Genomic DNA, 12738 nt, shown 5'->3' with positions numbered 1-12738 from the left:
GGGTCAGTTCCCGTACAGCTCCTCGATCTCCGTCGCGTACTTCTTGACCACGGCGTGGCGTTTGATCTTCAGGGACGGGGTGAGGAGGCCGTTGTCCTCGGTGAACTCGCCCTGGATCACGGTGAAGCGGCGGATGGATTCGGCGCGGGAGACGGCCTGGTTGGCATAGTCGACGGCCTTCTGGAGGTCGGCTAGCAGGTCCGGGTCGGTGAGCAGGGCGGCGGGCGGGGTCTGCCGGTCGCGCCGCCGTACGGAGAGCCAGTGGGTCAGGGCCTGCGGGTCCAGGGCGATCAGCGCGCCGATGTAGTCCCGGTTGTCGCCGACGACGAGGCACTGCCCGACCAGCGGGCGACCGCGCAGCCGGTCCTCCAGGACGGCGGGCGACACGTTCTTGCCGCCGGTCGTGATGAGCAGGTCCTTCTTGCGGCCGGTGATCGTCAGATAGCCGTCGTGGTCGAGGGACCCGAGGTCGCCGGTGGCGAACCAGCCGTCGTCCAGCACCTGGTGGGACGCCTCCGGGTTGTTCCAGTACGCGTCGAAGACGATGCCACCCTTGATCAGCACCTCCCCGTCGTCCGCGATCCGCACGGCCGTACCCGGCACCGGGAGGCCGACGGTCCCCGGGCGCGGTCTCAGGGGCGGGGTGAGGGTGGCCGCCGCGGTGGTCTCGGTGAGGCCGTAGCCCTCGTAGACGAGGATCCCGGCGGCGTAGAAGAAGAAGTTCAGGCGGGGGTCCAGCGGGGAACCGCCGCTGATCGCGTAGCGCAGCCGGCCGCCCAGCTCGCGCCGGATACGCCGGTAGACGAGCAGGTCGTACAGGGCCCACGCGGCGGTGAGACGGAACCCCGGGCCAGGGCCCGTGCCGAGGAACTTCCGCAGATACGCCTCGCCGAAGCGCACCCCGACCCGGTCGGCCCGCTCGAAGGAGGCGCCCCGGCCCATCCGCTCGGCGGTCGCCCGGCCCGTGTCGTGGATCCGTTCGAAGAGATACGGCACGCCGACGAGGAACGTCGGCCGGAACGACCGCATCTCCGGGCGGAGTTCATCGGGCTTGACGCTCGGGAAGTGGCCGATCTCTATCCGCGCGAGCAGGCACGCGATCTGGAGGGAGCGGCCCAGGATGTGCGCGAGCGGCAGGAACAGGAGCGTCGACGCGACCTGGCCCGTGACCTCCTTGAACACCGGATGCAGCAGATCGACGGTGTTGGCGGCCTCGGCGTGCAGATTGCCGTGGGTGAGGACGCAGCCCTTGGGGCGGCCCGTGGTGCCGGAGGTGTAGCAGACGGTGGCGATCGTGCCGGGACCGAGCGCGGCGCGCCGCTTGGTGACCTCCTCGTCGGGTATCTCCCGGCCGAGCGTGGCAAGTTCGAGGATCGCGCCCGCGTCCAGCTCGAACAGCCGGGGCCGTTCCGACACGGGCAGCGGCGCCACGGCACCGGTCACCGTACGGATGTTGTCGGGTGTCTCGGCGATCAGGAACCGCGCGCCCGAGTCCCGGACGATCCACTCGATCTGGTCGGCGGACGAGGTCGGATACACGGGCACGGTCTGGCCGCCGGCCGCCCAGATCGCGAAGTCGAGCACGGCCCACTCGTAGCGGGTACGGGACATCAGCGCGACCCGGCCGCCCGGCGCGAGGCCCGCCGCGATCAACCCCTTGGCGGTGGCGGCGACTTCGCGGGCGAATGCTGCGGCCGTGACGGGCCGCCAGCCGGCGCCCTCCTTGCGGCGCACCACGACGTCGTTCGGCGCCTCGGCGGCGTTCGTGAACGGCAGGTCGGCGATGCTGCCGGTGACGGGCGGGGCGGCCAGGGCCGCCACCCTCGTCTCGCGTACGGTGCCGTCCGCGTCGCGGGTCAGCCCGGCCACGAAGCGGTCGGCGAGGTGGGAGCGCTGTGCGGCCCGTTTCAGATCCTTGCGTACGCCCATGACGGCTCCCGGTGGCGGCGACGTTGCCTTTGCGGAGGGGCTTGGTTGGCGCGGAGCTTCCTGACTCGACCGTCAACTTACTCACGCGTAGGGAACCGTCAATGGTGCGTGCACGATGCTAGGGCTGAGGTTGGGGCTCGGGCTGGGGTTGGGGAAGCCATGCCTCGCCGTCGAGGACGCGGTCCATGCCCAGCCACACCATGTTCATCAGCCGCAGCGTGATGCGTTCGGGTGATTCGTCGGGGTGCCGGTCCACCCAGTCGGTGAGCGAGTCCGCGGCGCCGACGAGCGCGTGCGCCACGAAGTCCGCGTCCTCGTCGCCGAGCCGGTCGCCGCGCTCGCTCTCGGCGATGCCGTCCCGTACCAGGCGGGCGACCTCGGTCATCACCGCGCGCCGCGCCTCGGCGACGGCCGCCGCTATGGCCTCGGTCAGCTCGGACGCCTGACGGTGCAGGACGACCCAGCTGTCGCGGTGTCCGGCCACGAAGGAGAAGAACGCGGACAGGCCCGCGTACAGCCGCAGTTCGGGGGAGCCGCCCTCGCGCGCGGCGCCCTGGAAGGCGTCGACCAGGCGGCCCGACTCGCGCCGCAGGCAGGCGAGGAACAGCCCTTCCTTGGAGTCCAGATAGAGGTAGACCATCGGCTTGGAGACACCGGCGAGTTCGGCGATCTCGTCCACCGACGCGGCGTGGTAACCGCGCTTGGCGAAGACGTGCACCGCCACGTCGATCATCTGCTGTTCCCGCACCTGGCGAGGGAGTCTGCGCCGTCGCCCCTCGGATGTCCCGCTCACCCGGCCACCCTACGGTGCGCTAGACAGGTTCGGTGATCAAGGAAAACTTCCCTGGGGAAACCACTCGTGGGTATGCCCGTAGGTATGCGCGTGGGTACGCGGTGCTCGGCGCCGTTCTGGTCGGGCTGTGGGGTACGACGGCGACCGCGCCCACCGCCTCCGCGTCGCCGGGTACGGCACGGGGCGCCGCTGTCGTCCGGTCGTCCATCGACCCTCTCGTCCATCTCCTCACCGAACGCCTGCTCCTCGCCGACCGGGTCGCCGCCGCCAAATACGGCACCGGGTCACCGATCGAGGACCCGGTCCGGGAACGCCGCATCCTGGACGACGTGGCGGCCCGCTCCCCCGCCCTCGGCCTCGACCCGGCGCACACGGTCACCGTGTTCCGGGACCAGATCGAGGCCGGCAAGGCGGTGCAGCGGGAACTCTTCGCCCACTGGGACGCGCACCCCGGCGAACGGCCCACCGAACGACCCGACGAGCGGCCCGACTTGGCGCGGGACGTACGCCCTGCCCTCGACCGCCTCACCACGGAGGTGCTACGCGCCCTGGCGGGGACCCGCGACGCCCGGAACGCCCCGTCCTGCGCCGCCCGGGTCACCCGGGCGGCCACCGCGACCGCCTACCGCCACCGGCTGGACGCACCCCACGCCCGAAGCCTCGCGTACGCCGTGCGCTCCCTGTGCACGGCCTCCACCACCGGCTAGGAAACGACGTCCTTGCGCCGGAAACCCCGGAACGCGAGGGCGAACAGGATGACGGCGTACGTGAGCGAGACCGCCGTGCCCTGGATCATGCCGCCCCATTCGGGTCGGGGCTGGATCGCGTCGGCCCAGGCGAACTGCCAGTGCGCGGGCAGGAAGTCGCGCCAGTCCCCGAGCGCGGTGACGGCGTCCAGGACATTGCCGACGATGGTCAGCCCGACCGCGCCGCCGACCGCGCCGAGCGGGGCGTCCGTCTTGGTGGACAGCCAGAACGCGAGGCCGGCCGTGACGAGTTGGGACACGAAGATGTACCCGATCACGACGACCAGCCGCTGCGCCGCCGTGCCCGCCGGCAGCACACCGCCGGTGGGGATCTCCAAGGGCCCCCAGCCGTACGCCGCCGTGCCGACCGCGAGCGCGACCACCGGCAGCATCACCATCGCGGCGAGGCTCATCCCGAGCGCGACGGTCAGTTTCGACGCGAGAAGCCGGGCCCGGGGCACGGGCGCCGCGAGCAGATACCGCAGCGACGACCAACTCGCCTCGGAGGCGACGGTGTCCCCGCAGAACAGCGCGACCGGGATCACCAGGAGGAAACCCGCCGAGACGAACAGACAGGTCGCCGCGAAGTTGGCGCCGGACGCGGTGGCGGTGTCCATCAGGGTCACGCTGCCGTTGCGCCCGCCGGGCTCGCCGCCGATCGCGAAGGCGGCCACCAGGACGAAAGGCAGCAGGCCCAGGACGGCGGCCATCACGAGGGTCCGGCGCCGCTTGAGCTGCCGGACGGCCTCCACGCGCAGGGGCAGGGTGCCCCGGGCCCGGTAGCCGGGCGCCACCTCGGCGCGGTCCTGCCCAACGAGCGTGCTCATACGCCCTCTCCGATCGAGTGCCGTTCCCGTACGCCATCGCTCCCGGCGGTCCAACACCCCGCCGGGTAAACGGAGTTCACTGTTCCCCGCCGATCAGGGTCAGGAACGCGTCCTCCAGCCGTCGGTGGGGTCCCATCGACACCACCGGGACCTCCAGGCGGACCAGGTCCACGAGGAGGCGCTGGGCGCCGGCGGTCGCGGCCGGGTCGAGGCGGACCAGCAGGTCGCCGTCGGCCCGGACGGCCGTGGCCACGCCGGGCAGCGCGCCGACCTTCTCGACCAGCGGATCGGCGACGGGCGCCGCCAGACCGACCAGCAGGGTGTCCCCGGAGCCGATGATCTCGGCGACCGGTCCCGCCTGGACGAGCCGGCCCCGGTCCATGACCACCAGATGCGTACAGGACTGCTCGACCTCCGCGAGGAGGTGGCTGGAGACGATGACGGTGCGGCCCGCCGCCGCGTACCGGATCATCACCTCGCGCATCTCGCGGATCTGCGGCGGGTCCAGGCCGTTGGTCGGCTCGTCGAGGATCAGCAGGTCCGGCAGGCCGAGCATGGCCTGGGCGATGGCGAGCCGCTGCCGCATGCCCTGCGAATACGTGCGCACCGCGCGCTGGAGGGCGTCGCCGAGTCCGGCGATCTCCAGCGCCTCCTCCATGTGGGCGTCCCCGGCGGGCCGTCCGGTGGCCCGCCAGTACAGCTCCAGGTTCTCCCGGCCCGTCAGATGCGGCAGGAAGCCCGCGCCCTCGACGAAGGAGCCGACCCGGGACAGGACGGGCGCACCGGGCCGGATGGCGTGCCCGAAGACGCGGATCTCACCGGCGTCGGGCCGGATGAGGCCCATGAGCATGCGCAGGGTGGTGGTCTTGCCCGCGCCGTTCGGCCCGAGCAGCCCCAGGACCTGGCCCTTCTCCACGCGGAACGAGAGGTCCCGTACGGCATACCGGTCGGTGGACTTGGCGTACCGCTTGCTCAGGTCGGTGATCTGGAGCGGTACCTCGGCGAGTGCCGGGTCCGGCGCCGGGGTCGCGGTGCGGCGGCGGCCGGTGAGGAGCAGGGCGACCGCGACGGCGAGTCCGGCGAGCGGCAGCCACCACACCCAGGACGGCAGGGGCGCGGCGGCGGTGGTGACGCCGGGCGCGGTGGGGACGGCCAGGTCGCCCTGGACGGAGACGGTGTAGGTCGCGGGCGCCATCGGCGACGCGTACCCGAGGTCGGTCGAGGCGAGGACCAGGCGGAGCCGGTGGCCCTTCTGCACCTCGTGGTCGACGGCGGGCAGGGTCAGGTCGACGTCCTTGCCGTTCTTCGCGCCCTCGACGCGGACCGGGGCGACGAGCTGGGACGGCAGCACTTGTTGGGTGCCGCCCGGCCCGACGTCGTACACCTTGCCGAACAGCACGGCGTCGTCGCTGGTGGAGCGGACATGGACGCGGACGGTCGGCGAGCCGGTGATGCGCAGGTCCTCGGCGAGGGGGGCCGAGTCGAACTTCGCGTACTGGCCGGGGAAGTCGAGTGCGAAACCGATGCCGAGGGAGGAGAGCGAGAGGCCCCCGCCGCTGTCGCCTCCGCCGCCGCCCAGCCCGCCGCCTCCGCCCCCGCCGCCCGCGGCGATTCCGCCGAGCCCGGGGACCGTGGAGATCGCGGGCGGGCTGGCGCCCGCCGGGTTGTCGAAGGTCTGCTCACGGCCGCTGAGCGCGAAGGACCGCGGTCCGCTCTCCAGTCCGGGGTACGTGGAGTCGCTGGCGCCGCGCAGCAAGGTCGCGCCGTCCGTGGAGTCGACGCCTCCGGTACGGGTGATCCGGAACGCGGGTCCCGTGTCGGCGCCCTTGTCGTCCTTGAGATAGCGGTCGAACCAGGAACCGATCCGGTCGTACACCCGGGTCTGCTCCATGTCGCCGCCGTCATGTCCGCCGGAGATCCAGTCGACGTCCACGGGCGCGTCGTTCGCACGGATCGCCTTCGCCATGGCGTCGGCCTGGCCGAGCGGGAACAGGGAGTCGGTCTGGCCCTGGAAGATCAGCGTCGGCACCTTGATGCGGTCGCCGACGGCGGACGGGGAGCGCTCGGTGAGGAGGGCTTTCGCCTGCGGGTCGGGGACGCCGGACTCGGCGACCCGGTCGTACATCCGGCACAGCTCCGGTTCGAACCGGTCGCAGCCGCCACCGCTGTTGATGAACAGCCCCGCCCACGTCTTCTTGAACACGCCCTCGGGGAAGAGGGCGTCGGCGAGGTTCCAGTACGTGATCTGCGGGGCGATGGCGTCGACCCGCTGGTCGTGCCCGGCGGCCAGCAGGGAGATCGCCCCGCCGTAGGACGCTCCGGCGACACCCACGCGCGGGTCGCCCGGGGCGTCGAGCCGGACTTCGGGGCGTCCGGCGAGCCAGTCGATGAGCTTCGAGACGTCGGCGACCTCGCCCTGGGGGTCGTTGAGGCCGATCTTCCCGGTGGAGCGGCCGAATCCGCGCGCCGACCAGGTCAACACCGCGTAGCCGTCGCGCGCGAGGGTCTCCGCCTGCCCCCGGACGTCGTCCTTGCTGCCGCCGAAGCCGTGCCCCAGGAGCACCGCCGGGCGCCGTCCGTCGCCGCCCGCCGTGAAGAACGAGGTGTCGATCCGGGCGCCGCCCGTGTCCAGGGTGCGGTCCTGGCGGTCCACGGGCGGCGCGGTGTCGGAGGCCGCGGCCGTCCAGGTGCCGGCGCCCGCGAGGACGACGACGGCGGCGGCGGAGGCGATCCACCTCCGCCGCCGCCGTGGCCGGGGCAGCCTGGGCATTCGGAGATCCATGTCCCCCACGGTACGGGGGGCCACTGACAACCGGGGCAGCCGCCGGGGTGAACCGGCGGACCTCCCACGGGAGTACGGCCCCCGCACGGCGTACCGCACCCGTGGTACGTGACGGAGTGGCCGCCGGGTATGGCACAGGCCGCGCCGCCGTGAAGATCAGTCCCGGACGTCCTCGGGGATCGACACGAGCCACCGTGTCGCGCGGCGCGGACGCAGGTAGAAGGCCCAGTACAGGGTCGCCACGGCGGTGATCCCGCCGGTCCACAGGAGGTACGTGGCCTCCTGTTGGCTCAGGACGTACGCGAGGACGGCGATCAGCAGGACCGGCAGGGCGGGCCACAGGGGCATGCGCCAGGCCGGCCGGTCGCGGTGCGCGCCGCGCCGGGCGAGCAGCGCGGCGACGGCGACCAGGAGGTACATCGCGGTGACGGAGACGCCGGTGACGCCGTAGAGGGTGTCCAGGTTCACGAAGCACAGGAGGGCGCCGGGGATGCCCACCAGGAGCGTGGCGACCCACGGTGAGCCGAAGCGGCCCAGGCGCGCGAGGGCGTGGTTCACGGGGCGGGGCCAGGCCCGGTCGCGGGCGGACGCGAACAGGACGCGGGAGTTCTGGATGACCATGACGATGCCCGCGTTGATGATCGCGAGGGCGACACAGAGGCTGACGAAGGTGCCGACCGCCGAGTTGCTCCAGGCGGCGACCATGCCGCTGATGTCACCGCCGGTGAGGGCGGCGAGGTCGGGGGCGCCCATGGTGATGGCGATGACCGGCACCAGGATGATCACGGCGGAGATCGCGAGCGTCGCGAGGACGGTACGGGCGACATTGCGGCGCGGGTTCTCCAGCTCCTCGGAGAGGTAGACGGCCGTGGAGAAGCCCTGGGTGACGAAGAGGGCGATGGCGAGTCCGGAGATGATCAGCATCGCGGTGACGGTGTCGGGGCGCCCGTCGGATCCGGCCACCGTCAGATCGACCAGGCTGCCCGCGCCGCGCTCGGAGTGGGCGAAGCCGAGGACGGCGACGACGGCCGCCGCGATCACTTCGAGTACGAGGAAGACGCCGGTGATCCAGGCGTTGGCCCGCAGGTCGAGGAGGCCCGCGAGAGTGGCGAGGAGCATCACGCCGGCGCCGGCGAACGCGGGGTCCAGGTGCACGATCGGGGCGAGGTAGTCCGCGGTGCCCATGGCGATCACCGGGGGCACGATCATCACGACGAGCAGCGACAGGACGAAGACCAGCCAGCCCGCGAGGCGTCCGGCGAGCGTGGACACCATGGCGTACTCGCCGCCCGCGCTGGGGATGAGGGTGCCGAGTTCGGAGTAGCAGAACGCGACGGCGATACAGAGCAGCGAGCCGATCGCGATGGTCAGCGCGGTGGCGGTGCCCAGGCTGCCGAACAGGTCGGGCACGACGACGAACAAGGTCGACGCGGGCGTCACGCAGGACAGCGTGAGCAGGGTGCCGCCGACGACACCGATGGAACGCTTGAGCTTCTGGGGACTGTCCGGGCCCGCGTCGACCGGGGCGCCGGGACCGGCCACGAGGGGGTCGGGCAGGGCGTCCGGGGTGGGGGTGCGAAGCGTGTCCGTCATCGGGTGGTTCCGATCGATTCGTGCGGCAGGTGGTGAGGCGGGAGCGGTATCGCCTCCGGAGGCTGTCGTGAAGGGTGGTGCGTGCTCCCGGCGCCGTCATGGAACCTTGCGGATTCCGAATCGTCAACGGTCCTTCACCTGCGGAATCCGTAGTCGAATGCTCACTGGACTGCCGTACATGGCAGGACTCATCAGGCGGCCCGGCCTCTTCCGGCACTACGGGAACCGCAGCGTATTACCGGAAAATGACCGAGGCCGTCCGGAATACGGACGGCCTCGGCGAGGTGGAACGGGGTGGTCAGTGGTTGCGCGGGAAGCCCAGGTCGACGCCCGTGGGGCCGTCGGCCGGGTCGGGCCAGCGGGTGGTGACGACCTTCCCGCGCGTGTAGAAGTGCGTTCCGTCGTTGCCGTAGATGTGGTGGTCGCCGAAGAGCGAGTCCTTCCAGCCACCGAAGGAGTGGTAGCCGACGGGGACCGGGATCGGCACGTTCACGCCGACCATGCCCGCCTCGATCTCCATCTGGAAGCGGCGGGCCGCGCCGCCGTCCCGGGTGAAGATCGCGGTGCCGTTGCCGAACGGCGAGGCGTTCATCAGGGCGACGCCCTCGTCGTACGTCTCCACGCGCAGCACGCACAGCACGGGGCCGAAGATCTCGTCCCGGTAGGCGTCCGCCGTGGTCGGTACGCGGTCGAGGAGGGACAGGCCGATCCAGTGGCCGTCCTCGTACCCCTCGACGGTGTATCCGGTGCCGTCGAGGACGACCTCGGCGCCCTGGGCCGCCGCGCCGTGCACATAGGAGGCGACCTTGTCGCGGTGCGCGGCGGTGATCAGGGGGCCCATCTCGGACGCCGGGTCGTTGCCGGGACCGATCTTGATCTTCTCGGCGCGCTCGCGGATCTTCTCCACCAGCTCGTCGCCGACGGCGCCGACCGCGACGACCGCCGAGATGGCCATGCAGCGCTCTCCGGCGGACCCGTAGGCCGCCGATACGGCCGCGTCGGCCGCCGCGTCCAGGTCGGCGTCCGGCAGGACCAGCATGTGGTTCTTGGCGCCGCCGAGCGCCTGGACGCGCTTGCCGTTCGCGGAGGCGGTGGTGTGGATGTAGCGGGCGATCGGCGTGGAGCCGACGAAGGAGACGGCCGCGACGTCCGGGTGCTCAAGGAGCCGGTCCACGGCCACCTTGTCGCCGTGCACGACATTGAAGACACCGTCCGGAAGCCCGGCCTCCGCCAGCAGCTCGGCGATCTTCATGGCCGCCGACGGGTCCTTCTCGGACGGCTTCAGGACGAAGGTGTTGCCGCAGGCGATGGCCATCGGGAACATCCACATCGGCACCATGGCCGGGAAGTTGAACGGCGTGATGCCGGCCACCACGCCCAGCGGCTGCCGGATCGAGGACACGTCGACCCGGTTGGACACCTGGGTGGACAGCTCGCCCTTGAGCTGCACGGTGATGCCGCAGGCCAGCTCCACGATCTCCAGACCGCGGGCGACCTCGCCGAGCGCGTCCGAGTGGACCTTGCCGTGCTCGGCGGTGATCAGCTCCGCGATGGCGTCACGGTTGGCGTCGAGCAGCGCGCGGAACCGGAACAGGATGGCGGTGCGCTGGGAGAGGGACGAGGTGCCCCAGGTCGCGTAGGCGGCCTTGGCGGCGGCGACGGCCGCGTCGACCTCCTCGACGTCCGCGAAGGCGACCTGCGTGGTGACGGCACCGGTCGCCGGGTCGGTGACCGGTCCGTACGTCCCCGACGCACCCTCGACGGTCTTCCCACCGATCCAGTGGTTGACGGTCTTCGTCATGACAAGATCCCTACTCTCACAGAAGGCGGCGTCGGGCTGTGACGTGCCGGTCGTACTCCTCGCGGGCCTTGACCGCCGACGGCCGTGTCGCCGTCTCGGCCACGGACTCATCCCACCACGCCGGCGCCGGGGGCGCGCCCGACACTGTGTCTGCCGTTTCGGTCTCCGCGTAGACATATGTGGGACGGTCCGGCGCGTGGCCGTCGGCGTACGCTTTCCGCAGGTGGGGACGGGTCGGCAGCAGCGGGCCGGAACCGGGCGGCAGCCGTACATCGGGACCGGTCCCGGGCGAAGCGGGAACCTCCGGCGCGGGGCCGTAGCGGGCGGGGAGTCGGCGCTCGCACTTCGCTCCTGCCAGGGCGAAGCGGCCTCCCGCACCGGAGGCGATCTGTGCGTGGGCATCGGACGGCACGTACGCGAAGTCACTGGCCTCCGCGAACACGCCGTCCCTGCCCCGCAGTTCGATGATGCCGCCCCCGGTGTGGATCGCACAGCCGCCATTCAGCGGGAGCACAGTGCGTTCGCTGTCACCGGAGGGGCTGGTGTCGTTCATGGTGTTGCCGTGCTTGGTGTTCCCGTGCTTGGTGTTCCCGTACCCAACGGTGACTCGCTCGTGTGTCACCGGACCGCCCCGGCGGCCAGGGCCGCGTCGACCTCCGCCGGGGTCGGCATCGCGGACGAGCACTCCAGGCGCGATGCGACGATGGCGCCCGCCGCGTTCGCGTACCGCATCGTCCGCTCCAGGTCCCAACCGGACAGCAGCCCGTGGCACAGGGCGCCGCCGAACGCGTCGCCCGCGCCGAGTCCGTTGAGCACCTCGACCGGCAGCGGCGGCACCTCGACGGACGCCCCAGGCATGCCGGACACGCCGTCCACCGTCATGGCGAGGACGCCTTTGGGCCCCTGTTTGACGACCGCGAGTGAGACGCCCTCGGCGAGGAGCGCGCGGGCGGCGGCGAAGGGTTCCCGCTCGCCGGTGGCGATCTCCACCTCGTCCAGATTGCCGACGGCGACCGTCGCGTACCGCAAGGCCTCGGCGTAGAACGGGCGTGCGGCATCGGGGTCGGACCAGAACATGGGGCGCCAGTCGAGGTCGAAGACCGTGGTGCCGGACCGCGCCCGGTGGGCCAGCGCGGCGAGCGTCGCCGAACGGCTCGGCTCCTCGCTCAGCCCGGTCCCGGTCATCCAGAAGATGCGCGCGGCGGCGATCGCGCCGAGGTCGAGTTCGTCCGGGTGGATCACCAGGTCGGGTGCCTTGGGCTGCCGGTAGAAGTACAGGGGGAAGTCGTCCGGCGGGAACACCTCGCAGAAGGTGACCGGCGTCGGCAGCCCGGCGACGGGCGTGACCCACCGGTCGTCCACGCCGAACTCGCGCAGCGCCCGGTGCAGATACGCGCCGAAGGGGTCGGTGCCCGTCCGTGTGATGACGGCGGTACGGCGGCCGAGCCGCGCCCCGGCCACGGCGACATTGGTCGCGGATCCCCCGAGGAACTTCCCGAAGGTGGTGACGTCGGCGAGCGCCACGCCCGACTGCAGGGGGTAGAGGTCCACGCCGATCCGGCCCATGGTGATGACGTCGTACGGATCGACGGCGTCGTACGCGTTGATGACGTCGTACGGATCGGTCACCCTGCACGTCCCTTCGCCTTCGTCGGGCCCGCCACCGCCTGACCGCACGACGACGCCGCCGCCCGATCCCACCCCAGGTCTAGTGCCGCGCCCGGGGCCCTGTCAATGTTTTGTCCTGACATTCGGATGCCCGCTTGACGTCACCTTCAAGCCACGGAGCAACTCCCTCCCTGATAGGGCAATTGCATCACTCACGTCACAATCACCCATGTCTCGTCACACATGTCTCGTCTACGCGGGTCTTCGGTCACACCCGCTCGACAACCCCTCCCCGCCGATCACTCCGCGTCGTTGACCGGGCACAGGCTGAGTGATCGCCAGCGCAGCGCCCAGCTCCCCCGACGGCTCTCCGGCCGCGACTGCGGCAAGCGCAGGGAGGTACCACCGATGACCGACAAAAGGCTCTGGTCGTACAAGGACATCGCCGCTCACATCCGGGTCCAGCCGGACACGGTCCGCTCGTACCGCAAGCACGGTCTTCTGCCCCCACCGGACCACGTCGAGTCGGGCAAGCCGTACTGGTACGCGGACACGGTGCGGGCCTGGGTCGCCTCCCGCCCCCGCAATCGGGAACGGGGCCGGGACAAGGACTGATCGCCGAGACAGCGGCGCTTCCCCCTTCGCAGCGGTGATGCCCC

Annotated in this window: 9 protein-coding genes and 1 pseudogene; 2 read left to right on the top strand and 8 right to left on the bottom strand. The window is 71.7% G+C overall.

Annotated features, from left to right (window positions below; genetic code table 11):
* Nucleotides 1-3: 3 nt before the first annotated feature.
* Nucleotides 4-1929 carry an AMP-dependent synthetase/ligase gene (locus ACIQNU_RS01590; RefSeq protein WP_401359626.1) on the bottom strand — a complete coding sequence of 642 codons (1926 nt, stop codon included), beginning with the start codon at nt 1927-1929 and terminating at the stop codon, nt 4-6.
* Nucleotides 1930-2047: 118 nt separating this feature from the next.
* The gene (locus ACIQNU_RS01585; protein ID WP_401359624.1) at nt 2048-2722 is read right to left on the bottom strand and encodes a TetR/AcrR family transcriptional regulator; all 675 of its coding nucleotides are present in this window, start codon (nt 2720-2722) and stop codon (nt 2048-2050) included.
* A 101-nt stretch (nt 2723-2823) separates the two neighbouring features.
* Between ACIQNU_RS01585 and ACIQNU_RS01580 the strand changes: the two genes are divergently transcribed.
* Nucleotides 2824-3429: a chorismate mutase gene (locus tag ACIQNU_RS01580; RefSeq protein WP_401359621.1), complete on the top strand. Its 606-nt coding sequence runs from the start codon at nt 2824-2826 to the stop codon at nt 3427-3429.
* Here ACIQNU_RS01580 and ACIQNU_RS01575 read toward each other — a convergent pair.
* The 6 genes and pseudogenes from ACIQNU_RS01575 to iolC all read right to left on the bottom strand — a co-directional run bounded on the left by ACIQNU_RS01575 (nt 3426) and on the right by iolC (nt 12037).
* Nucleotides 3426-4295, bottom strand: a complete 870-nt coding sequence (locus ACIQNU_RS01575) for an ABC transporter permease (RefSeq protein WP_401359618.1) — start codon at nt 4293-4295, stop codon at nt 3426-3428. The genes ACIQNU_RS01580 and ACIQNU_RS01575 overlap by 4 nt on opposite strands.
* A 76-nt stretch (nt 4296-4371) precedes the next feature.
* Nucleotides 4372-7077, bottom strand: a complete 2706-nt coding sequence (locus ACIQNU_RS01570) for an alpha/beta fold hydrolase (protein WP_401359616.1) — start codon at nt 7075-7077, stop codon at nt 4372-4374.
* A gap of 156 nt (nt 7078-7233) precedes the next feature.
* Nucleotides 7234-8670, bottom strand: coding sequence for an APC family permease (locus tag ACIQNU_RS01565; RefSeq protein WP_401359613.1), 1437 nt, complete (start codon nt 8668-8670; stop codon nt 7234-7236).
* A gap of 298 nt (nt 8671-8968) precedes the next feature.
* Nucleotides 8969-10471, bottom strand: a complete 1503-nt coding sequence (gene mmsA / locus ACIQNU_RS01560) for a CoA-acylating methylmalonate-semialdehyde dehydrogenase (protein ID WP_401359610.1) — start codon at nt 10469-10471, stop codon at nt 8969-8971.
* A 277-nt stretch (nt 10472-10748) separates the two neighbouring features.
* Nucleotides 10749-11156 (bottom strand): annotated as a pseudogene (locus ACIQNU_RS01555) (5-deoxy-glucuronate isomerase); the annotation flags it as partial.
* Nucleotides 11090-12037, bottom strand: coding sequence for a 5-dehydro-2-deoxygluconokinase (iolC, locus tag ACIQNU_RS01550; protein ID WP_401362359.1), 948 nt, complete (start codon nt 12035-12037; stop codon nt 11090-11092). The pseudogene ACIQNU_RS01555 and the gene iolC, both read right to left, overlap by 67 nt.
* Nucleotides 12038-12487: 450 nt before the next feature.
* On the opposite strand from iolC, the gene ACIQNU_RS01545 reads away from it, so the two are divergent.
* Nucleotides 12488-12694 carry a helix-turn-helix transcriptional regulator gene (locus ACIQNU_RS01545; protein WP_401359607.1) on the top strand — a complete coding sequence of 69 codons (207 nt, stop codon included), beginning with the start codon at nt 12488-12490 and terminating at the stop codon, nt 12692-12694.
* Nucleotides 12695-12738: the final 44 nt, after the last annotated feature.

The sequence above is a fragment of the Streptomyces sp. NPDC091292 genome (genome assembly GCF_044757265.1).
Taxonomy (GTDB): Bacteria; Actinomycetota; Actinomycetes; order Streptomycetales; family Streptomycetaceae; genus Streptomyces.
This window is presented reverse-complemented; position numbering and strand designations above follow the sequence as displayed.

Excerpts from the sequence above, each read along its gene's own strand:
- ACIQNU_RS01590 (WP_401359626.1), bottom strand. The coding sequence starts at position 1,929 with ATGGGCGTACGCAAGGATCTGAAACGGGCCGCACAGCGCTCCCACCTC.
- ACIQNU_RS01575 (WP_401359618.1), bottom strand. The coding sequence starts at position 4,295 with ATGAGCACGCTCGTTGGGCAGGACCGCGCCGAGGTGGCGCCCGGCTAC.
- ACIQNU_RS01570 (WP_401359616.1), bottom strand. The coding sequence starts at position 7,077 with ATGGATCTCCGAATGCCCAGGCTGCCCCGGCCACGGCGGCGGCGGAGG.
- ACIQNU_RS01565 (WP_401359613.1), bottom strand. The coding sequence starts at position 8,670 with ATGACGGACACGCTTCGCACCCCCACCCCGGACGCCCTGCCCGACCCC.
- mmsA (WP_401359610.1), bottom strand. The coding sequence starts at position 10,471 with ATGACGAAGACCGTCAACCACTGGATCGGTGGGAAGACCGTCGAGGGT.
- iolC (WP_401362359.1), bottom strand. The coding sequence starts at position 12,037 with ATGGGCCGGATCGGCGTGGACCTCTACCCCCTGCAGTCGGGCGTGGCG.
- ACIQNU_RS01545 (WP_401359607.1), top strand. The coding sequence starts at position 12,488 with ATGACCGACAAAAGGCTCTGGTCGTACAAGGACATCGCCGCTCACATC.